The sequence below is a fragment of the Streptomyces sp. SN-593 genome (assembly GCF_016756395.1).
In the GTDB taxonomy this organism is placed as follows: Bacteria; Actinomycetota; Actinomycetes; order Streptomycetales; family Streptomycetaceae; genus Actinacidiphila; species Actinacidiphila reveromycinica.
Window position 1 is genome coordinate 8,062,821 of the sequence record NZ_AP018365.1, and the last position, 22,584, is coordinate 8,085,404.

At 76.1% G+C, this 22,584-nt stretch carries 10 protein-coding genes; 9 read left to right on the top strand and 1 reads right to left on the bottom strand.

Going from position 1 to position 22,584, the window contains the following annotated elements; all coding sequences use genetic code 11:
* The first annotated feature begins 69 nt into the window (after positions 1–69).
* The 8 genes from RVR_RS34200 (at position 70) to RVR_RS34235 (ending at position 20,586) form a co-directional block, all read left to right on the top strand.
* A complete protein-coding gene (locus RVR_RS34200; RefSeq protein ID WP_202237798.1) occupies positions 70–1,953 on the top strand; it encodes a carbamoyltransferase family protein in 1,884 nt (627 codons plus the stop codon).
* Positions 1,940–7,792 carry a non-ribosomal peptide synthetase gene (locus RVR_RS34205; protein ID WP_202237799.1) on the top strand — a complete coding sequence of 1,951 codons (5,853 nt, stop codon included), beginning with the start codon at positions 1,940–1,942 and terminating at the stop codon, positions 7,790–7,792. The genes RVR_RS34200 and RVR_RS34205 overlap by 14 nt, the downstream gene beginning before the upstream one ends.
* On the top strand, positions 7,785–14,222 hold the full coding sequence (locus tag RVR_RS34210; RefSeq protein ID WP_202237800.1) for a type I polyketide synthase: 6,438 nt from the start codon (positions 7,785–7,787) through the stop codon (positions 14,220–14,222). The genes RVR_RS34205 and RVR_RS34210 overlap by 8 nt, the downstream gene beginning before the upstream one ends.
* A 46-nt stretch (positions 14,223–14,268) precedes the next feature.
* The gene (locus RVR_RS34215; RefSeq protein WP_202237801.1) at positions 14,269–17,619 is read left to right on the top strand and encodes a condensation domain-containing protein; all 3,351 of its coding nucleotides are present in this window, start codon (positions 14,269–14,271) and stop codon (positions 17,617–17,619) included.
* Entirely contained in the window at positions 17,619–18,398 is a 780-nt protein-coding gene (locus RVR_RS34220) for a thioesterase II family protein (protein ID WP_202237802.1), read from the top strand. Before RVR_RS34215 ends, RVR_RS34220 begins: the two co-directional genes overlap by 1 nt.
* Complete coding sequence (locus RVR_RS34225) at positions 18,395–19,393, top strand: polyprenyl synthetase family protein (RefSeq protein WP_202237803.1); 999 nt, start codon at positions 18,395–18,397, stop codon at positions 19,391–19,393. Before RVR_RS34220 ends, RVR_RS34225 begins: the two co-directional genes overlap by 4 nt.
* A 99-nt stretch (positions 19,394–19,492) precedes the next feature.
* A complete protein-coding gene (locus tag RVR_RS34230) occupies positions 19,493–19,960 on the top strand; it encodes an NUDIX domain-containing protein (RefSeq protein ID WP_202237804.1) in 468 nt (155 codons plus the stop codon).
* Positions 19,957–20,586, top strand: coding sequence for an HAD family hydrolase (locus tag RVR_RS34235; protein ID WP_202237805.1), 630 nt, complete (start codon positions 19,957–19,959; stop codon positions 20,584–20,586). Before RVR_RS34230 ends, RVR_RS34235 begins: the two co-directional genes overlap by 4 nt.
* Before the next feature lie 285 nt (positions 20,587–20,871).
* Here RVR_RS34235 and RVR_RS34240 read toward each other — a convergent pair whose 3' ends face one another.
* Positions 20,872–21,741, bottom strand: a complete 870-nt coding sequence (locus RVR_RS34240) for an SDR family oxidoreductase (protein WP_202237806.1) — start codon at positions 21,739–21,741, stop codon at positions 20,872–20,874.
* 285 nt (positions 21,742–22,026) lie between these two features.
* Here RVR_RS34240 and RVR_RS34245 point away from each other — a divergent pair, with 285 nt between their 5' ends.
* Positions 22,027–22,467 (top strand): hypothetical protein, encoded by a 441-nt coding sequence (locus tag RVR_RS34245; RefSeq protein ID WP_202237807.1) that lies wholly within the window; start codon positions 22,027–22,029, stop codon positions 22,465–22,467.
* The last annotated feature ends 117 nt before the right edge of the window (positions 22,468–22,584 follow it).

Genomic DNA, 22,584 nt, shown 5'->3' on the forward strand with positions numbered 1-22,584 from the left:
CGCCGAGCCACGCCATGAACTGGCCGGCCGTTCAGAGTTGCAGGAATTGCGTTTCGAGCGGAGGTTCACGTGCGGGGACGGGTTCTCGGGTTCAGCGGCTTCGACGGCTCGCGTGACTTCAAGCGCCGGCGCCTCGCCGGCCTCACCGACCAGGAGTACGCCGTTTTCCAGGGCGCGGACGCCGCCGCCGCGCTGGTGGCCGACGGGCAGGTGGTGGCCGCCGCGGCCGAGGAGCGCTGGGACGGGCTCAAGCACTCGGAGCGCTTCCCGAGCGGAGCCGCCGACTACTGCCTGCGCGCCGGCGGACTGGACCCCGCCGCCCTCGCGTCGGGCGCCACGGACCTGCTGGTGGCCCACAGCTTCGATTTCGCCCCCGAACGCGACTTCCTGGTCGGCCAGTCCGACTACTACCGCGAGCTGTACGACGCCGTGCTCGACCCCGCCGCGGTGCAGGAGGTGGCCCAGCGGGCGCTGGGCTGCGACCTCACCGACCGCTTCGTGCCGGTGCCCCACCACCTGGCCCACGCCACGGGCGCCTACCTGCCCAGCGGCTACCGGGACGCGCTGGTGGTCGTCTCCGACGGCCTGGGCGAACGCTGGTCGGCCACCGCGCTGGCCGCCACCCCGGAGGGCTTCGAGACGGTCTGCGAGATACCCGCCCACGACTCCCTCGGGCTGCTCTACGGGCTGTTCACCATGTACCTCGGCTTCCGCTTCGGCGACGGCGAGTACAAGGTGATGGGCCTGGCGCCGCACGGCGACCCCGAGCGCCACCTCGCGGTGCTGACCGACCAGGTCCTCCAACTCGACACCGCGGGCCGCTACCGCACGCCGATCCTGCTCAGCAACGTCAGCACGCTCGACAAGGAGACCTACCGGCCCGCGCTGGCCCGGCTGGAGGAGCTGTTCGGCCCGCGACGCGCCCCGGGCGACCCGCTCGACCAGCGGCACAAGGACATCGCCGCCTCCCTCCAGGCCGCGCTCCAGGCCGCCCAATACCACTTCCTGTCCCATCTGCGCGAGTCGACCGGGCTGGACCGCCTCTGCCTGTCCGGGGGGGTCGCCCTCAACTGCGTCGCCAACGGGACGCTGCTGCGCAGCGGGCTCTTCTCCGACATCCACGTGCAGCCCGCCGCCGCCGACGACGGAGCGGCGCTGGGGGCCGCGCTCTGGGCCGGCTGGCAGCGGGGCGAGAGGGCCCGGCCGGTCCGGCACACCCTGCTCGGCCCCGGCTACGGTCCCGCGGAGTGCGAGGCCGCCGCCGCGTCCGTCCAGGGGGTGACCGTCACCCGCTTCACCGACGACAAGGCCCTCACCGACCACGTCGCCGGACTCATCGACGAGGGCGCGGTGGTCGGCTGGTTCCAGGGGCGGATGGAGTTCGGGCCGCGGGCGCTCGGCAACCGCAGCATCCTCGCCGACCCGCGCCGGCCCGACATGCGCGCGCGGATCAACGCCCTCGTCAAGAAGCGCGAGTCCTTCCGCCCGTTCGCGCCGGCGGTCACCGCCGAGGCCGCCGCGGAGCTGTTCGAGATCGACCCCGAGGACGTGTCCCGCTTCGCCGAGATGCTCTTCGTCTGCTACGTGCGGCCCGAGCACGCCGACCGGATGCCCGCCACCACCCACGTCGACGGGTCGGCCCGGACGCAGACCGTCAGCAGCGCCGACAACGCGCTCTTCCACCAGCTCATCCAGGCGTTCGAGCACCGCACCGGGCTGCCGGTCCTCCTCAACACCTCCTTCAACCAGGCGAACCAGCCGATCGTGCGGACCCCGCAGGAGGCCGTCGACACCTTCCTGGCGGCGGGGCTGGACGCCCTCGTGCTGGGCGACCTGCTGCTCCTGCCCGACGGCCGGCCGGACGCCGCCGACGCCTCTGACGCCGCCGATGCCGCCGATGCCGCCGCCGCCAGCGCCGAGGGGAAGGCCGAGGAGCGCCATGCCGACCGCTGACCGCGCGCCCGCCGGCACCGACGAGGGGCAGCTCTCCTTCCCCGCCCTCGGCGCGCACGTCTCCGTCCCCACCCGCCGGCGCGGCACCCACACCGCGCCCGGACCCTCCGATCCGGCCGAACTGGTCGCGGCGCTCGCCCTGTTGCTCGCCCGCCACACCGATGCGGACACCGTGACCGTCGGCCTCGTACGGCGCGAGGACGGGCGGTGGGTGCTCCGCCCGGTGCGGCTCGACCTGTCGGAGCCCTCCTGGGCCCGCGCCCTGGCCGCGGTCCGGGACCAGGCCGCGGCGGCGCCGTCCGCCGCAGCCGACCGGCCGCTCCCCGCCGCGGTCCCGCCCGTCGTGGTGGTGGAGGGCGCACCCGGCGCGGGCGAGACGCCCGAGGTCCGCCGGGCGGTCCGCGCCGCGCAGGTGGCGGTGCGTACCGAACCCGGCGGCGGGGACGCCCGGTGGGAACACGACGCCGACCGCCACAGCACGACGGACATCGCCCGGCTGGCCGCGCAACTGCGCCGCGTGGCCGCCGCGGGCCGTGCGGAGCCGGACCTCCCGGTCGGCGCCATGGACCTGCTGGAGGAGCCCGAGCGGGCCGAGGTGCTCGCCGCGTCCGGCCCGCGCACCCCCTCCGACGGCCGGGACCGGCTCGACCTGATGTTCGCCCGGCAGGCGGCACGCCACCCCGAGCACATCGCCGTCACCACGGCCGAGGGCGATCTCACCTACGGCCGCCTCGACGCCTGGTCGCGCGCCGTCGCCGACGCGCTGACCCGCCGGGGCGTCGGGCCGGGCGACCGGGTGGCCGTCCGGCTGCCGCGGTCCGCGGCCCTGGTCGCCGCCCTGCTGGGGGTGCTGCGCACCGGCGCGGCCTACGTCCCGCTCGATCCGGCCCAGCCGGCCGGGCGCCAGCGCCGCATCACCGACGCGGCGCAGCCGGCCGCCCTCCTCGTGCCGGAGGGCGACGACGCACCCGGACCCGGCACGCCCGTCGTCAGCGTGCCGCCCCTCGCGGCCGCCCCGCCGGCGGCCGGCGGGACCGCGGGTACCGGGCCGCTGCCCGCCCCGGACCGGGCCGGCGGCCAGGACGGTCCCGACGCACCCGCGTACGTCCTGTTCACGTCCGGATCGACCGGGCAGCCCAAGGGGGTCGAGGTCCGGCACACCAACGTGGTGCGGCTGTTCGACACCACCCGGACGCTCTTCGCCTTCGGCGACCGCGACGTGTGGCTCAACGCGCACAACTTCGGCTTCGACGCCTCGGTCTGGGAGGTGTACGGAGCGCTGCTCCACGGTGGGCGGCTGGTCATCCCGGACACCGCCACCCTGCGCGACCCCGACGCCCTCACCGGGCTCGTCGCCCGCGAGGGCGTCACCATGCTGGCGCTCTCGCCCACCGCCTTCGAGGGCTTCCGGGACAGCGCGGTGGCGGCCGGCCTGCGGATGCCGGCCCTGCGGCACCTGGTGCTGTGCGCGGAGGCGCTCGCCCTGGGCTCGCTGGCCCGCTGGTACGAACACCTGGGCGACACCCCGACCCGGGTCTGCAACATGTACGGCATCACCGAGACGACCGTGCACAGCACCCACCTCCCGCTGACCCCGGCCGACGTGCGCGACCCGCGCCGCCGCATCGGCCGTCCGCTGCCGGACACCGCCCTGCACGTCCTCGACGCGCAGGGCCGGCCGGTGCCGTTCGGCGTGCCCGGAGAGATCTGCGTGGGCGGCCCCGGCGTCTCCGGCGGGTACCTGCGTCCGCCCGAGGACGGCCGCGACCCCTTCCTCCCCGACCCCTTCTCCGCCCGCCCCGGCGCGCGTATGTACCGGTCCGGGGACAAGGGGCGCCGGCTGGCCGACGGCTCCGTCGAGTACCTCGGCCGCTTCGACCACCAGGTCAAGATCCGCGGGCACCGGGTCGAACTCGGCGAGGTGGAGGCCGCGTTCCTCACCCTGCCCGGCATCCGCAGCGCCCGGGCGTGGACCGTGCGGCGCCCCGGCCGCCCCGCGGTCATCGCGGTGGCCGTGGTCCCCGCCGGGGACGCCCGCCCCGACACCGCGCAGTTGCGCGCCCGCGCCGCCGAGCGCCTGCCGGCCTACATGGTTCCCGCGGCGGTCGTGGCGGTGCCGGCGCTGCCCCGCACCCCCAACGGCAAGCTGGACGTCGCCGTCCTGCCCGACCCCTTCGCCGAACCGTCCGCGGACTCCTCGGCCGAACCGTCCGGCGGCCCCTCGGGTGGCCCCTCCGCCGAACCGTCCGCGGACCCGTCCGGCGGTCCCGAGGCCGCCGATCCGGCGCTGCGGGCGGTGCGGGACGCCTTCCGCGAGGTCCTGGGCCTCACCGGCGACGTGGACGCCGGCTTCTTCGCCCTCGGCGGGGACTCCATCACCGCGCTGCGCCTGGTCGCCCTGCTGCGCTCCGCCGGGCACGACGCGTCCGTCGCCGACGTCTACGCCCACCGCACCACCCGCGACCTCGCCGCCGCGCTGTCCCCGCGCGACCGCGCGTCCGACGAGGACCTGCGCCCCTTCGCGCTGCTGGCCGGCACCGACACCGCGCGGGTGCCGGCGGACGCCGTGGACGCCATGCCGGCCACCCGGCTCCAGCAGGGCATGCTGCTGCACAGCCTGCTGGACGGCGAGCACATCTACCACGACGTCCTCGGCTACACCGTGGCCGGCGCCCCGGACGAGGACACGCTGCGCGCCGCCCTGGACGCCGCCGTCCGCCGCCACCCGGTGCTGCGCACCTCGTTCAGCACCGAGGGCACCGACGCGCCGCTCCAGATCGTCCATCCCACCGCGCGGATACCGCTCCACGTCCGGGACCTGCGGGCACTGCCGGAGCCGGAGCGGCAGGACCGGATGGCGCGGTGGGTCCAGGAGGAGCGCCGCACCCCCTTCGACTGGACGGTGCCCGGACTGCTCCGGGTCTTCGCCCACCGCACCGACGACGACGCGTGGGTGCTGTCGCTCTCGGTCCACCACTGCATCCTCGACGGCTGGAGCGCGGCCACGCTCGTCACCGAACTGCTGGCCCCGGACACCGCCGCGCCGGACCGCCCCGAGGACGCCGACGCCCCCGGCCACATGGCCCGCTACGGCAGACTGGAGCGGGCCGCCGAGTCCGACGCCGCCTCGCTGGCCTACTGGCGCGACTACCTGCGCGACGCCGAACCGACGTCCCTGCCCGGCGACGAGGCGGCCGCGCCCGGGACCGCCGCCCCCCGGACCGCCCCCGGCGGGGAACCCGCCGCCGACCACGCCGCCGACCACGACGTCGACACCGTCACCGTGGCGATCCCCGCCGAGGCCGTCCGCGCGCTGCGCGAACTGGCGCGCGCCGAGGGCGTCCCGGCCAAGACCGCCTACCTCGCCGCCCACACCGCCCTGCTCGCGCACACCTGCGGCCGGCCCGAGGTGCTGACCGGGGTGGTGACCAGTTGCCGGGTCGAGGAGGAGGGCGGCGACCGCGCGCTGGGCCTCTTCCTCAACACCCTGCCGCTGCGCGTGCGCGGCGGCGACCAGACGTGGCGGGAACTGCTGCGCGAGGTGTGGCTGAACGAGTCCCGGAGCCACCCGCACCGCCGCGTGCCCTTCGAGCGCGTCCAGGCCGCCTCCGCGGCCGCCCGGCTGGCCCCCACCGCGTTCAACTACACCGACTTCCACGTGTACCACCGGCTGGCCGCGGCCGGAGTACGGCTGGAGGCCACCGACTACCGCGAGGCGACCGACTTCCGCCTGCTGCTGACCGTCGCCGAGGAACCCGTCGGCGACCGCGTCACCGTGACCCTGGCCTACGACCGCGCCGCGCTCGGCGCCGAACAGGCCGCCGCCTGGGGGCAGCGCTACGCGGACCTCGTGCACCTCGCCGGCCGGGACCCCGACCTCCCGGCCGTGCGCGCGCTGGCCGAGCGGGTCGCGGCCGAGGGGGCGGCCTGCGAACTGCCCGCGACCCCGCCGGCCGCTCCCTACCGGCCGCTGACCGCGCGCGTCGCCGAGCGCCTGCTGCGCGAGCCGTCGGCGGTCGCCCAGTCCGCCCGGGGCAGGGAGCAGACCTGCGCCCGGCTGGCCGTCGCCGTCCAGCACCTGCGCGACGACCTGGCGGCCGCCGGGGTGCGACCCGGCCAGCGGGTCGCCTGCTTCCTCCAGCGCGGACTCGACCCGCTCACCGCGCTCCTGGGCGTGTGGGCCGCCGGAGCCGTCTACACCCCGGTCGATCCGGCCCTCCCCGAGGCCCGGCAGCGCGAGATGACCGCTCGGGCGGGCTGCGTCCATGCCGTGAGGTCCCAGGGCGTCCGCGCCGAACGGGTGGCCTGGGACGGGCCGCAGACGGTCCTCGGCCCGGCACCCGCCGGAGGGCGCGCCGACCCGGCCGGCTGGCACGCCGCGCGACCCGGTGAGGAGGCGTACGTCCTGTTCACCTCCGGCTCCACCGGCGTCCCCAAGGCGGTGGCGATGCCGCACCGGTCGATCGCCGCACTGGTCGCCTGGCAACTGGACCAGCCCGAGTTCCGCACGCCCAGCCGGATCGGCCAGTACGCCGCCTTGTCCTTCGACGTCTCCGTGCAGGAGATGCTCACCGCCGCGGCCGGCGGCGGCACCCTGGTGGTCGTCCCGGACGAGGCCCGGCGGGACGCCCAGGCGCTGCTGGAGGTGCTGGGGCGGGAGTGGGTCGAGGTGCTGTTCCTGCCGCCGGCGATGCTCGCCCAACTGGGCGTCGGCCACCGCGCCTTCGGGACGGTCCCGACCGCCCTGCGGGCGGTGCTGACCGCGGGCGAGGCACTGGTGGTGACCGAGGAGGTCCGCGACCTGTGCCGGGCCGGCCGGATCGCGCTGGTCAACCAGTACGGACCCACCGAGACCCACGTCGCCGTCGCGCACCGGCTGACCGGCGATCCGGCCGACTGGCCCGAACGTCCCCCCATCGGGCGGCCGGTGGCCGGCGTCGCCGTATCGGTGCGCGACCCGCTCGGCCGCCCCGTCCCCCGCGGCACCCCGGGGGAGCTGGTGATCGGCGGCACCGCCCCGGCCCTGGGCTACGTGGACGCCGCCGGGACCGACCCGCGGACGGCCGAGCGCTTCACGACGTCCGCCGACGGCGCCCCCGCCTACCGCACGGGCGACCTGGTGCGCTGGGACGGCACCGTCCTCGACCACCTGGGACGGCTGGACGACCAGCTCCAGATCCGCGGATTCCGGATCGAGCCCGGCGAGGTCGCCCCGCGGCTGCTGGAGCACCCGGCGGTCACCGCCTGCGCCGTCATCGGCGAGCCCGGCCCCGGCGGGGCCCTCGTGCTGGCCGCCTACCTGGTCGCCGACCCGGCGCTCCCCGCCCCCACGGCCGCCGACCTCACCGCACACCTCCGGGCCCGGCTCGCCGACCACGCGGTGCCGGCCCGCTTCACGCTGCTGACCCGGCTGCCGCTGACCGCCAACGGCAAGCTGGACCGCGCCGCGCTCGCCGCCGACCCGTCGCTGCGCGCCCGTGCGGCGGAGGAACCGCCGGACGCGGCCTTGAGCGCGACCGAGCGCCGGCTGCTGTCGGCCTGGCAGGAGGTGCTCGGCCACCCGGTCGCCTCGGCCACCGTGTCGTTCTTCGACGCCGGGGGCACCTCGCTGCTCCTGCTGCCGCTCTACCTGACGCTGAGGAAGTCCTTCGCCGACGCGGACCTCACCCTCAACGACCTCTTCCGCTTCCCGACCGTCCGGCAGTTCGCACGGTACGTCGACGGCGACGGCCGCCGGCAGCCTGCCGCCGCCCCCCGCCCCGGCCGCGTACCGGCCCACATGCTCGCCGCCGCACGACGCAGCAGATCAGCCCGCGGACAGGAGAAGACCGATGAGTGAACCGGACCCCACGACAACCGAGACGGATGTCGCCATCATCGGGATGTCCTGCCGCTTCGCCGGCGCCCCGGACCCGGAGACCTACTGGCAGCGGATCTGCGAGGGCAGGGAACTGCTCACCCGCTTCACCGAGGAGGACCTGGCGGCGGCCGGCACCAGCCGCGAACTGCTCGACGACCCCGCCTTCGTCCGGGTCAGCAGCCTCATCGAGGGAGCGGGCGCCTTCGACGCCGACTTCTGGGGGATCTCCTCCAGCGAGGCCGCGCTGATCGACCCCCAGCACCGGCTGCTGCTGGAGCTGAGCTGGCACGCCCTGGAGGACGCCGGCTACGACCCCTCCCGCCACCCCGGCGACATCGGCGTCTTCGCCGGCGGCGGCCGGCACGCCTACCTGCGCTACATCGAGCCGGACTTCCGCGCCACCGAGCACCTCGACGGCTCCATCCGGGGCCTGCAGTCCGACCTCGGCAACTACGGCGACTTCCTGGCCACCCGCGTCTCGTACAAGCTCGGCCTCACCGGGCCGGCGCTCAACGTGCAGACGGCCTGCTCCACCGGCCTCGTGGCCGTCCACCTGGCCTGCCAGAGCCTGCTGCTCGGCGAGAGCGACATCGCCCTCGCCGGCGCGGTGAACGTCCACACCCCCCAGGTCAACGGATACGTCTACGAGGAAGGGTCGATCTGCTCGCCCGACGGGCACCTGCGCCCCTTCGACGCCGACGCCAGCGGGTCGGTCTTCGGCAACGGCGGCGGGGTCGTCGCCCTCAAGCGGCTCAGCGACGCACTGCGGGACAACGACCGGGTGGTCGCCGTCATCAAGGGCTCGGCGATCAACAACGACGGCGCGGACAAGATGAGTTTCACCGCGCCCAGCATCAGCGGGCAGGCCGACGTCATCCGCCGGGCGCTCCAGGCCGCCGGGGTCGAACCCGGCGGGATCGGCTTCGTGGAGACCCACGGCACCGGCACCGCCATGGGCGACCCGATCGAGGTCGCGGCCCTGACCGCCGCCTACGGCACCGACACCGCCGCCCGCCGCTGCGCGCTCGGCGCGGTCAAGGCGCAGATCGGCCACCTGGGCAACTCCGCCGGGATCGCCGGTCTGATCAAGGCCGCGCTCGTGCTCGAACACGGCGTCATCCCGCCGGTGGTCAACTTCAGCACCCTCAACCCCGCCATCGACCTGACCGGTTCGCCCTTCTACGTGCCCGTCGACAGCGAGCCCTTCGAGGGCGTGCGCCGGGCCGGGGTGAGCGCCTTCGGCGTCGGCGGCACCAACGCGCACGCGGTGCTCGAACAGGCCCCGCCCGCCGCCGCCCGCCGGGCGGCCGAACAACCGGCACCCACCGCGCGCCCCCTGCCCTTCGTGCTCTCCGCCCGCTCCGCCGAGGGGGTCGCCGCGCTGCGGCGCGCGCACGGCACCGCGCTGCGCCCGGCCGCCGCGCCGGACGCGGTCGACGCGGCCTACGTCCTGGCCACGGGCCGCAAGGGCTTCCGGTACCGGACCTTCACCGTCGCCGCCACCGCGGCCGAGGCGGCCAGGGCGCTCGCGGCCTCCGCCGAGCCGCCCGTGGTCTCCGCCGGGACCGACCTGCCGGTCGTCTTCGCCCTGCCCGGTGAGGGAGCCCAGTTCGTCGGCCTCGGCCGGGAACTGTACGCCGCGGACCCCGACTACCGGCGGCATGTCGACGCGTGCGCCCGGGTCCTGGAGGAGTTGGAGGGCTACGACATCCGGGACCTGCTGTTCCCCGATGCCGAGGACCCGGCCGCCACGGAACGCGCCACCACCCTGCTCGCCCAGGCGCCCTGGGCCCAACCGGCCACGTTCATCACGGAGTTCAGCGTCGCCCGCACCCTGATGGAGGCGGGGGTGGTGCCGGACGTCCTGGTCGGCCACAGCCTGGGCGAGTACGCCGCCGCCTGCCTGGCCGGGGTCTTCAGTGTCCGCGACGCGCTGCGGGTGGTCTCCGCCCGCGGCCGGCTCATGCAGTTCAGCACGCCCGACGGAGCCATGGCCGCCGTCGGGCTGGACGAGGAGGAACTGCTGCGCCTGCTGCCGGACGACCTGGACCTGGCCGGGGTCAACGCCGTCGGCCAGTGCGTGGTGTCCGGGACCGCGGAGGCCATCGGGCGCTTCCAGGAGCGGCTGGACGAGGAGGACATCCGCAACACCCGGCTGGCCACGTCCAACGCGGCCCACTCCCGGCTGATGGACGGCATCGCCGCCGAGTACCGGGAACTGGTCGCCTCGGTGGAGAAGAACAAGGCCGGCCTGCGGATCGTGTCCACCGTCACCGGCCGCGAGATCGCCGCCGAGGAGATGACCGACACCGAGTACTGGCTGCGGCACCTGCGCAGCCCCGTGCGCTTCCGGGCGGCGGCGCTCACGGTGCTGGAGGGCGGCCACGCGGTGGTCCTGGAGACCGGCCCCGGCCGCGCCCTGACCCGGATGTTCGAGAACAGCGGCAGCCCGGTCGGCAGCTACGGCGTCACCCCCTGGCTGAAGGACCAGCCCGGGCCCGGCTCCACCGCGGAACTCGTCGCGCGGATCTGGGCGCACGGCGGCCGCGTCGACTGGGAGCGGTACTTCGCCGGGCTCGCCCCGGCCCGGGTGGCGCTGCCCGGCTACCCCTTCGAGCGCAACGACTACTGGATCGACGTCGACCCGGCCGCGGTCCCCGCCGACCTGCCCGAACTGCGGCGTTCGGCCGGGCTGACCGGCTGGCTCCAGGCACCGAGGTGGACGGCCGCGCCCCTGCCCGTGGAACCGGCCGCCGTCCGCCGGGTGCTGCTGACCGGGGCGGCGTCGCCCGCCGCGCTCACCGACGCGGTGGCGGGAGCGCTGGCCGCGGCCGGCCACCACGTGGTGCGGCACGACGGGCCCGCCCTGCCGCCGGACGCCGTCGACACGGTGGTGCACCTGGCGGCCGGGCCCCGCTCCGAGCCCGCCGCCGGGACCCTCGGCACGGCCGTCGACACCCACTTCTGGCCGCTCCTGGAGACCGTGCGGGACCTCACCGCCCGGCCGGGAACGCAGGACCTGGACGTCCTGGTCGTCACCTCGGCGCGGCACGCCGTGCTGCCCGGCGACCTGGCCGACCCGTACGCGGCGCTGCTGACCGGTCCGAGCCGGGTCCTGCCGCAGGAGTACCCCACGGTGCGGCTGGCCGAGCTCGACCTCGCCGACCTCCACGGCCCCGGCGCCGCGGGCGACCTCTCCGGCCCCGGCACCGCGGCCGAGGCCGCCGACCTGGTGACCGCCGAACTGGGCCACTTCGTGCCGAACTCCGTGGCCGCCCACCGCGCCGGAGTGCGCCATGTGCGCGACTACCGGGCGCTCCCCAGCCTGACCGCCCCGCCCCCCTGGCACGAGGACGGCAGTTACCTGGTCACCGGCGGGCTCGGCGAGATCGGCCTGGCCCTGGCCGCGGACGCCGCCCGGCACGCCCGGGTGCGCCTGGTCCTCACCCACCGCTCCGAGTTCCCCGCCCCCGAGGACTGGGCCCGGGCCGCGCAGGACCCGGCCACCGGCGCGGACACCCGGCGCCGGCTGGAGACACTGCTGGAGATCGCGGCCGGCGGCAGCGAGGTCGTCTGCGCCCGCGCCGACGTCACCGACCGCGACGCCATGGCCCGGCTCCGCGCGCTGCACGGGCCCTTCCACGGCGTGATCCACGCCGCCGGTGTGCCCAGCGGACGGCTCGCGGGGACCCTGGACCGCGAGCACGCGGACGCCGTCCTGGCCCCCAAGGTGCGCGGCACCGTCGTCCTGCACGAGGCCGTCGCCGACGAGCACACCGAGTGGATGGTGCTGTGCTCGTCCATGGCCGCGGTCGTCGGCGGCCTGGGCCACGCCGACTACGCCAGCGCCAACGCCTTCATGGACGCCTTCGCCCAGTGGCGGGACGCCGGCGGCCACCGCACCGTGTCGGCGAACTTCGACTCCTGGACCGACGGCGGCATGGCCGTCAAGGAGGCCGAGAAGCGGCACACCGCCCCCACCGGCGACACCGAGCGCTGGGAGCCGCTGGACCACCCGCTGTTCACCGCCAGGGCCGCGGCGGGCGCCGCCTACCGGGGCGCCATGGCCCGCGGCACCCACTGGATCCTCGACGAGCACCGGGTGGGCGGCACCCCCCTGGTTCCCGGCACCGCGATCCTGGACCTCCTGGGGGCCGCGGCGGAGCTCCACCTCGGCCACGACCGCTTCGCGCTGACCGAACTCGACCTGCTGCGCCCGCTCACCGGCAGCGGCGGCCGGGTCGAGTACACCGTCCGGTTCGTCACGGCGGACGACGGCACCGACGGCCCGGACGGCCCGGACGGAGCCCCGGACCCGGCCGGCGCGCAGGACGGGTCGGCGGGCGTGGTCACCGTCACGGTGAGCGGACTGGCGCCCGACGGCTCCTGGTACCAGCAGGCCGTCGGCCGGCTCGAACCGCTGGAGAGGTCCCCGGAATCCCCGGAATCCGCCGAAGCTCCGGAGCACGCGACCGGCGCCGAACCGTCGGAACCCGCCGCGGACGCCGCGGACACGCCGCCCGCCGCCCGCTCCGACCTGCTGACCTTCGGGCCGCGCTGGGACAACCTGCGGGCGGTCCGGCGGGTCGGGCCGGACGAGGTCGAGGCCGTGTGCGTCCTCGACGACGCCTTCCGCGCCGACCTCGACACCCACCGGGTGCACGCCGCCCTGCTGGACACCGCCGCCGGCGCCATGGTGCCGCTGGTCAGCGACCGCGTCCACCTGCCCCTGTCCTACGAGCGGGTCGTGGTCCACAGCCGGATGCCCCACCACGTCGTCAGCCGCATCACCCGCAGGGACAGCGACGAGAGCGACGCGCTGGTCTTCGACGTCGCCGTCCGGGACGCCGGCGGACGGCCGGTCCTGGACATCGAGGGGTACACGCTGCGGGCGGTCGATCCCGCCCGGCTCGCCGACGAACTCGCCGACGACCCCGGCGGCGAGGGCGCCGCCCGGCCGCAGAACCGCCGCCTGGTCACCACCGATCCCGGCGACCTGTCGGCCCTGGGCATGGTGCCGGCCGCCCGCCGGGCGCCCGGTCCCGGCGAGATCGAGATCGAGGTCAGGGCCACCGGCCTGAACTTCAAGGAGGTGCTGATCGCCGCCGGGATGCTGGACGCCCCGACCGCCGACCACTCCTTCGGCCTGGAGTGCGCCGGCCTGGTCACCGCCGTCGGCGAGGGCGTCGGCCGGCAGGTGCGGGTCGGCGACGCGGTGATGGGCGTCGGCGCCTCCTGCTTCGCCGACTACGCCGTGCTGAAGGCCGCACTGACCTGCCCGATCCCGGCGGGCATGACCTTCAGTCAGGCCGCCTCGATCCCCGTCGCCTTCACCACCGCCTACGACAGCCTCATCGCCTCGGCCGGACTGGGCCGCGGCGAGCGCATCCTGATCCACGCCGGCGCCGGGGGAGTGGGACTGGCCGCACTCCAGCTCGCCACCCACGCGGGCGCCGAGGTCTGGGCCACCGCCGGCAACGAGACCAAGCGCGACTTCCTGCGCAACCTCGGCGCCACCCTTGTCGCGGACTCCCGCAGCCTCGACTTCGAGGCCGCCGTCACCGGCGCCGGCGGGGTCGACGTGCTGCTCAACTCGCTGGCCGGCGACTTCATCCCCGCCGGGCTGCGCTGCCTGCGCCCGCGCGGCCGCTTCGTGGAGATCGGACGCCGCGACATCCTCGCCGGCACCGCGCTGGACCTGTCGCTCTTCGCGGAGGGGCGCACCTTCACCGCGTACAACCCGGAGATCGACGGAGACGCCTGGGAACGCGCCTGGCGGCAGGTCGTCGGTCTGCTCCGGCAGGGGGCGATCACCCCGCTGCCGGTCCGCACCTTCCCCGTCGAGGAGGCCGACGAGGCGTTCGCCTTCATGTCCCGGGCGCACCACATCGGCAAGGTGGTCGTCGCGCGTCCGGGCGCCCAGGAACCGGCCGCGCCCACCGGCTCGGCGGACGCCACCGGTGAGGTGCAGGGGCTGACCACGGCCGTCGGTGTGCGCACCTTCCTCGACGCCCTGGGCGCCGGAGTGCCCCAGGTGCTGGTCAGCCGCCGCTCGGTGGCCGCCGCCGGCGGCCAACTGGTCGTGGCCGGCCACGTCCTGCAGGAGACCGGCGGCAGCCGCACCAGCGCCCGGCCCGACCTGCCCTACCCCTACGAGCCCCCGCAGACCGAGACCGAGGAGCGACTGGGCGGTCTGTGGGGAGCGCTGCTGACCATCGACCCCGTCGGCCGGCACGACCGCTTCCTGGACCTGGGCGGCGACTCCCTGTACGCCACCCAGATGGTCGCGCGGATCCGCAAGGTGTTCGGGGTCCGGGTCGCACCCGCCGACATCCTGGGCGGACTGGACCTCGCCGGCCTCGCCGACGCCATCGACCGCCAGGTCGACACCGCCCTGGAACAGCGGTGAACCGCCACCGCCCGGCCGCGGCCGGGCCGCTTCCCGGGGGACGGGCATGAGCGGGGACACCGGCTCCGCCCGGCCGAAGGCGGGCCGGGTCGGCCCGGCGGCCCCCAACCAGCAGCGGTTGTGGCTGGCCGGCCGCCTCCACCCCGGCAACTGGTCGTACCACATCGCCAGTTCGCTGGAGCTCACCGGCGACCTGCCGGTGGCGGTGCTGCGCCGGGCGCTCGGCGACCTGGTGCGCCGGCACGACGTCCTGCGCACCACCTTCGAGGAGGCCGGCGGAGAACTGCGGATGTGCGTCGCCGACTCGGCCGCGGCGCGTCTCGACGTCGTCGACCTGCGCTCCGAGCCCGATCCGGAGGCCGCCGCCGAGGAGGCGACCGCGGCGGTGCGGCGGGAGCCGACGGACCTGGAGACCGGGCCGCTGTTCCGGGCCCTGCTGTGCCGTACCGCGGACGACCGGCACGTCCTGACCCTGCACGTCCACCACATCCTGGCCGACGGCTGGACGCTGGGCCTGCTCTGGGAGGAACTCGGGCTGCTCTTCGGCCGCCGGCTCGGCGAGGTCGTGACGCTGCCGCCCACCGGGGTGGCGTACACGCAGTGGGCGGCCGAGCGGCACGCCGAGCAGGGGTCGCCCGCCGCGGAGAAGGAACTGCACGAGTGGCTCCACCGGCTCGGCGGGCTGGACAGCGACAACTCCCTGCGCACCGACCGTCCGCGGCCGGCCGTGCCGTCCTTCCGGGGCCGCACCCTGCAACTGCCGATGCCGACCGGCCTCACCGCCGCGCTGCGGGAGACCGCCCGGAGCCGGGGCCGCAGCCTCTTCATGCTGCTGTGCGCGGGTTTCGCCGCGACCCTGGGCCACTACGACCGGCGGGAGGAGGTGGTGGTCGCCGTCCAGAGCTCCGGCCGCGCCGACCCGCGGGTGGCGCGCACCGCCGGGTTCTTCGTCAACACCCTTCCGATGCGCTTCGACCTGGGCGGCTCGCCGTCCCTGGGCCACCTGGTCGAGCAGGCCCGCGAGGGGACCCTCGCCGTCTCGGCGGCCGAGCACGTCACCTACGAGCAGCTCACCCAGCGCACCGGCGCGTCCGGTGACCTGTCGATGAACCCGCTGGCCCAGGTGGCCTTCCAGCTCATGAGCGTGCCCATCCCGCCGGTGCGCTTCCGCGGGCTCCGGACCCGGCGCTGGTGGGACACCACCGCCGCCGCCAAGTTCGACCTCGGCCTGATGATGGTGCCCGCCGCGGGGGACGACCTCACCGCCCTGTTCAGCTACTCCGAGGAACTGTTCGACGAGAGCACCGTGCGGGAGATCTGGCAGGCGTACCTGCGCGTGCTGGCGGAACTGGCCGCCGACCCCGGCACCGCGCTGTGGGAGGTGCCGCTGCTCGGAGCCGACCGGCGCCGCGAGGCGGCCGCCGTGTCCCGCGGCCCGGCCCTGCCCGCCGCCCCGCCGAGCCGCCCCGCCCGGCTGCTGGCGGCCCTGGCCGAAGCCGCCCGGACGCCGTCCGACCGACCCGCGGTCACCTCCGGCCCGCGCAGCCTCACCCGGGCCGACCTGTGGGAGCGCGCCGGCCACCTCGCCCGGGCCCTGCGGGCCGCCGCGCCGGGCAGCCTGCCGGACCCCGCCGCGCCGGGACTCCTGCCGGACCCCGCCGACGGCTCCGCGTCCCCGGACCGGCCGGGACCGGGCGGTCCCGGGCCGCACCCGGCGCCCGGCGGCGGCTCCGTGGCCGGCGGACCCGCCCGGGTCCGCGCACCCGGCGGCGTCGTCCTCGTCTCCTGCCCGGACCGGATGGACACGCTCACGGCCGTGCTCGGCGCCTGGCGGGCGGGTGCCGCGGTGCTGGTCGCCGAGGAGGGCCCGGCCTCGCCCCGCACCGTGGACCTCGTACGGCGGCTGGGCGTCGCCCTGGGCGTCGGAACGCCGGACACCGACCCGCGCGGCCTCGACGGCGTCCGGTGGCTGGACGTCGCCGACCGCACCGGCGACCCGTCGCCGCCCCCGGACGACTGGGCCCTCGGCGACGACGACACGGCCTACGTGATCAGCACCTCCGGCACCACCGGCCGCCCCCGCTCCGTCCCCGCCCGCATGGGCGCCTTCGGCGGGTACGTCATCCGCCAGGCCGCCGCCCTGCCGGCGGAGGCGACCGTCGCCCAGGTGCCGCCGCTCGGCTACGACCCCGGCATGCGCGACACCTTCACCGCGCTCGCCGCCGGAGCCCGCCTGGTGATCCCCGAGCGGATCGCCTCCGACCCGGTCGAGGCGCTGGCCGGCGTCCTGGCCGAGGGCGGGGCCGACACGGTCCTCGCCGTGGTGCCCAGCATCCTCGAAGCCGTCTGCCGCAGGCTCGACGAGCAGGGCGCCGCACCCCGCACGCGCCTGCTGCGCTGCTGCGGCGAGGCCCTGCCGCGGGCCACCGCGGTGCTCGCCCGGCGGGTGCTCGGACAGGTGCCGCACAACGACTACGGCCCCAGCGAGGCCACCATGGTCAGCGTCAGCGGGCACACCGACCCGGACCGGGCGCACGGCTCCCTGATGCCGATCGGCCGCCCGGAGCCCGGCGTGCGGGCCCTGGTCCTCGGCCCCGGCGGCCATCTCCTGCCCCCGGGCTTCACCGGCGAGATCCATCTCGCCGGGCCGCACCTGGCGCCGGGTTACCTCGACTCCGCCGACCCGTCCGACAGCCCCTTCCTGGCCCACCCGGACGGGCCGCTGTACCGGACCGGCGACCTCGGCCACCACGACGCCGACGGCCTGCTGCACTGGTCGGGCCGGGCGGACCGCCAGACCAAGGTGCGCGGCGTACGCGTCGACGTCGTCGAGGTCGAGACGGCCCTGCTCACCCACCCCTCGGTGCGCGACGCCGTGGTCGCCGTCCGCGGCGACGGCCCCGGCCGCCGGCTGGTCGCCTACGCCGTCGCGGCCGACGGCACCACCGGGACGGCGCTGCGCGACCACCTGCGCGCCCTGCTGCCCCGGCCCGCCGTCCCCTCGGTCGTCGAACTGCTGCCCGCCATCGAGCGCGGCCCGCGGGGCAAGGTCCGCTGGTCGCTGCTCCCGGAACCCACCGCCGCCCCGACCGGACGCCGCCCGGCGCAGGACGCCACCGAGCGGCGGATCGCCGAAGTCTGGCAGGAGGTGCTCGCCACCGAGCACATCACCGGGTCCGACGACTTCTTCAGCCTGCTCGGGTCCGACGACGACTTCTTCGACCTGGGCGGCCACTCCCTGGCGGCCATGCGGATGGCCGCCAGGGTGGCCGAACTCACCGGCTGCCCGGTCACCGTCCAGCACGTCTTCGAGCACCCGACCCTCGCCGAGTTCGCGGGACTCGTCCGCTCCCTCACGAGCGACGTACCCGCCCCCGCCCCCGGAGCCGACCGGTGATGACAGCAGACAACGGCACCCCCGCCCCCCGCCTGCTCTGCCTGCCCTACGCGGGCGGCAGCGGCGTGGCCTACCGCCACTGGTCGTCGGCCTTCCCCCGCAACGAGGTCGTCGCCTTCGACTACCCGGGACACCTGATGCGGCCCGGCGAGCGCCTCGCCCGCACCATGGACGCCCTGGTCGGCCGGATCGAGGAGAGCGTCAGCGCCCACTGGGACCGCCCCTTCGTCCTCGTCGGGTCCAGTCTCGGCGCGCTCGTCGCCTACGAGTTGGCGTCGCGCGCCGAGCAGCGCGGCACCCCGCCGGCCGCGCTGGTCGTCCTGGCCTGCCCGGGGCCGGGCCGGCTGTGGAAGCACCCGCCCATCGCCGGACTGGACGACGAGCGCTTCTCCGCCGCCTTCGGCACCCGCTACGGCGGACCCGCGGCCGGACTGCTGGGAGACCCGGACCACCGGGAACTGCTCCTGCCCATCGTGCGGGCCGACATGGAGCTGTTCGAGGAGTACGCCGGAGGGCGGCACGAAGCCGTCGGCTGCGATGTCATCGCCGTCACCGGCACCGAAGACGCGGCCGCGCCCGGCGAGGACGTGGACGCCTGGCACGACCACACCAGCGGCGCGGTCCACGTCCTGAACGTCCCGGGCGGCCACTTCGTCGTCGAGGAACCCGGCCGATTCGCCGGAGCGCTCAGCAGCCTGCTCGACGGCAGGCCGGCCGCCCCGCTGCTTGGGCCGGCCGCAACGCCGTCTCCGTCCCCCGACCCGAGGACTCCGAGATGATGGACTTCGGCCCGTTCAACGTCAGCATGCTCGACCCGGACCTGCTCGCCAGCCTGACCCGCGGCATGGCCGCGGTGAACCTGGAACTGCGGCTGGCGGCGGAGTCCGCCTACCCGCCGGTCACCGAGGTCTCCCGCTACCTGATCGACGCCGGCGGCAAACGCTTCCGGCCCGCCCTCACCCTCCTCACCGCGCACTACGGTGACGCCTCGGCGCCCGGCGTGGCCGCCACCGCCACCGCGTGCGAGCTGACCCACCTGGCCACGCTGCACCACGACGACGTCATGGACGAGTCCTCGCTGCGCCGCGGAGTGCCCAGCACCAACGCCCGGTTCGGCAACCTGGTGGCCGTCCTCAGCGGCGACTACCTCTTCTCCAAGGCGTCGCAGATCATGGCCGGACAGGGGCCGGAGGCGGTGATGATCCAGGCGTCCACCTTCGAACGCCTGGTGACCGGGCAGATCCGCGAGTCCACCGGCCCGGCCCCCGGCGAGGACCCGCTGGAGCACTACCTCAGCGTCGTCTCCCACAAGACCGCCTCGCTGATCGCGACCTCGGCTCGGTTCGGCGCCCTGATGGCCGGCGCGCCGGCCGGAGTCGTCGAACGCGTCACCGAGTTCGGCGAGTACGTCGGCACCGCCTTCCAACTGGCCGACGACATCCTCGACATCGCGGGGGACAGCCGGGTGTCGGGCAAGCGCCCGGGCACCGACCTGCGCGAGGGCGTGGCGACCCTGCCCACGCTGTACGTCCGGGCCGCGCCGGCGCCGGGGGACAAGCGGCTGATCGAACTCCTCGACAGCGACCTCACCGACGACACCCTCCACACCGAGGCGCTCGGCCTCCTGCGCCGCCACCCCGCCCTGGCCCAGGCGCAGCAGGAGTGCACCGCCTACGCCGAGCGCGCCCGCGACCTGCTCAAGCCCCTGCCGCCCGGCCCGGTCACCGACGCCCTCGACACCCTCTGCGACCTGGCGGTCCACCGGGTGAGCTGAACCGTCGGACCGTCGGACCGTCGTCCGGCCGTCGTCCGGCCGAGCACGCCTGCTCGGCCGGACGGCTCCGGCCCCCGCAGCGACAGGAGGAGAGCCGGGATGACCGGGGAAGAGAGCCGCTACACCCTGCCGGTGCACGTCCACGTCCTGGTGCGCTCGGGCGACCGGGTGCTGCTGCTGCGCAGGTCCGACCAGCTCCCCGGCGGCGGCCGGTGGCAGTTGCCCGGCGGACACCTGGAGGAGGGCGAGTCGGTACCCGCGGCGGCGGCACGCGAACTCGCCGAGGAGACGGGGCTGTTCGTCCAGGAGGCGGACCTGCGCTTCGTCCACGCCACCCACTACCGCACCTCCATGGGCGCCGGGCGCCTGGCGCTGTTCTTCCTGGCCGGGCACTGCACCGGAAGCGTGCGCAACCTCGAACCCGACCGCTGCCGGGAGACGGGGTTCTTCGCGATGGACGACCTGCCCTCCGGCCTGCTCCCCGACACGGCCCGGGCGCTCGCCGCCGGGGGCGACGCCTTCAGCACGGCGGGCTGGGACCCCGCGCCGGACCCCGCGCCCCGGTGACCGCCGGTCAGGGGCGGCCGACGTACCCGTACGTCCTGGGGCTGGACCTGGACCTCACGCTGGTCGACACCCGGCCGGCCACCCGGCTGGCGCTGCACCGGGCGGGCGGGGAACTCGGCCTGCGGATCGACGTGGAGCGCGCCGCGGCCGCCACCGGCGCGGCCTTCCGGGACACCGTCCGGCCCTGGGTGCCGCCCGACGCGCTGCCCGCTTTCGCGGCGGCCTTCCGCCGTGCCTTCCTGACCGAGGGGATCGCCCTGGTGCGCCCGATGCCCGGGGCCGCGCACCTGTGCGCGGCGGTCGGTGCGGCCGGCGGGCGCTGCGCCGTGGTCACCGGCCGGCGCCCGGACACCGCCACCGCATGCCTGTCCGCCTGTTCCCTGCCGGTCGCCTCGCTGGACGGATCGGTCGTCGGCGCGGCCAAGGGCGCGGTGCTGCGGCGCCGCAGCGCGCGGCTCTTCGCCGGCGACCACCCGCTCGACATGGTGGCGGCCGCCACCGCGGGGATACCCGCCGTGGGCGTCACCACCGGTGCCCACGACGCGGCCGCGCTCCGGGCCGCCGGAGCCGACACGGTGGTGCCCTCGTTGCGCGCCCTCCTCGCCCTCCTCCCCACCGACCCCTGAAGACGGCGCCGCCCCCACGGCGTCACGCCCGCCCTCGGCGACACCGCGCGGACGACGGCGCTGTGGGCCGTGCGGACCGCCCGCGCGGCCGGCGCGGCCGTGATTCCCGGGGCTGCGCATCGTCGCCACGGGGGCGTGACGCCGTGAACGCCGCGTCCTTCCTCCAGGCCGGCGCGCGGGTGGTCGCCCTCGGGTCCGCCCTGTCCGACCCGGCGCAGCTCGACCGCGTGGCCGCGCACGTGCGTCGGCCTCAGGAGCGGTGACCGGGCCGCGGGTCGCGCCCGGTCATCCCGCGTTCCAGTCGGCCCGTCCTCCTTTTCCCAGCACACCAGCGCCCCGGTGCCGCTCGTCCGGGGACATCCCGGCGAAGGAGCGGCGGGCGGCGCGGGCGACGAGGTGGGGGAGGAGCGGCCGCAGGGGCTCCACCAGGCGCAGCCACGGCGGGGCGTACACCGCGGCCGAGCGGCGTTCGACGCCACGCGCCAGCCACGCGGCGACCTGGGAGGCGTCGTGCACCCGGCGGGCGGGGCCGGGCTGGTGCCTGCGCAGTTCGCGCAGGACCACGTGGTCGTCCAGTTCGCCGATCATGTCGGTGCCCGTCCAGTGCAGGTACGCGATGCCGACACCGACCCCGTCCGGTTCCACCTCGGCGCGCAACGCCTGGGCGAACGACTCGACGCCCGCCTTGGAGGCGCAGTACGCGCTCATCATCGGCGCGGAGCCGAAAGCGGCGGTCGAGGCGACCTGGAGCAGGTAGCCGCGGGTCCGCACGAGCTGCGGCAGGAAGACCCGGGCGGTGGTCGCGCTGCCGGACAGGTTCACCTCGATCACCCGGTTCCACAGGGCCGCGTCGCATCCGCTGAAGGGACCGGCGACGGCGATCCCCGCGTTGGCGACCACGACGGAAGCCGGCCCGAAGTGCGCGGCGGAGCTGCGCGCGACCTCCCGCATCGCCGCTTCGTCGGTGACGTCCGCCTCAAGGGAGTACGAGTCGCCCGGCAGGCTCCGGGCGACCTCGCGCAGCGTCTCCCGCTCCCGTCCGAGCAGCACCACGCGCAGACCGCGGGCGGACAGCTCGCGCGCGACCGCGGCGCCGACTCCACGGGCCGCTCCTGTGACGACGGCGACCCTCCCGTCCGGGTACCCGGCTGCCATCTTCCACCTCCCCGCGCTACCGGCCCGGCGTCGTGCCGCGCCGGGTCCAGCCGACCACGGCCCCGGGGAAGCGACCGCCCGGCCCGCTCCAATCGAGTGGTCCTCCCGGACGCCGTCGCGGCGGGGCGGCTCCGGCGGCTTGAGCGGCTCCGGTGGCTCCGGTGGTCCCGGCTCCGGTGGCTCCGGTGCTCCGGGTAGCTCCATTGGCTCCGTGCGCCGGGTGCCCGCGGGTGCACCGTGGCGTGCATGTGCGTAAACCGAGGACGATCGGGCATCGAGGACGACATGACCGAAGAGCACGCCGCCGGGCCGGACCCCCGCCACCGTCCTCCCGAGGGCCTCGGCGACGAACTGGTCGAGGCGCTGGGCACCCTCTCCAAGGCCCTGGAGACCGTGGAGCGGGCACGGGGCCGGCTGTACGACTTCCACCAGCTCATGGGCGGCGCGGACCTCACGCTGGGCAAGGCGGTCGACCAGTTGCGCCAGGCCGGGGCCCGTGCCGAAGCGGACGCGCTGGAACGCGAGATCGTGGGCCGCAACGTCCTCCCGGGCATGTGGACGTTCCAGATCGTCGAGGTGTACGACGACTCCTACTACCGGCCGTTCTCCGACCTCGAACGCCAGGTCCGGGAGCGGTTGGCGGACGGACGCCGCCACCTGTACGAGGCGCGGATGAAGGAGGAGCGCCGCACGCCCGGCCACCCCGACCACACCGCGCGGCCGTGATCCCGCGGGCCGGCGCGCCGGTCGTCGCGTGCCGTGCGCCGCGTGTCGCGGGTCGTCGTGGCGGGGCCCCGGGTCCTGCCGACACCGGCGGTCAGGTCCGGTAGGGTGAGCCGTCAT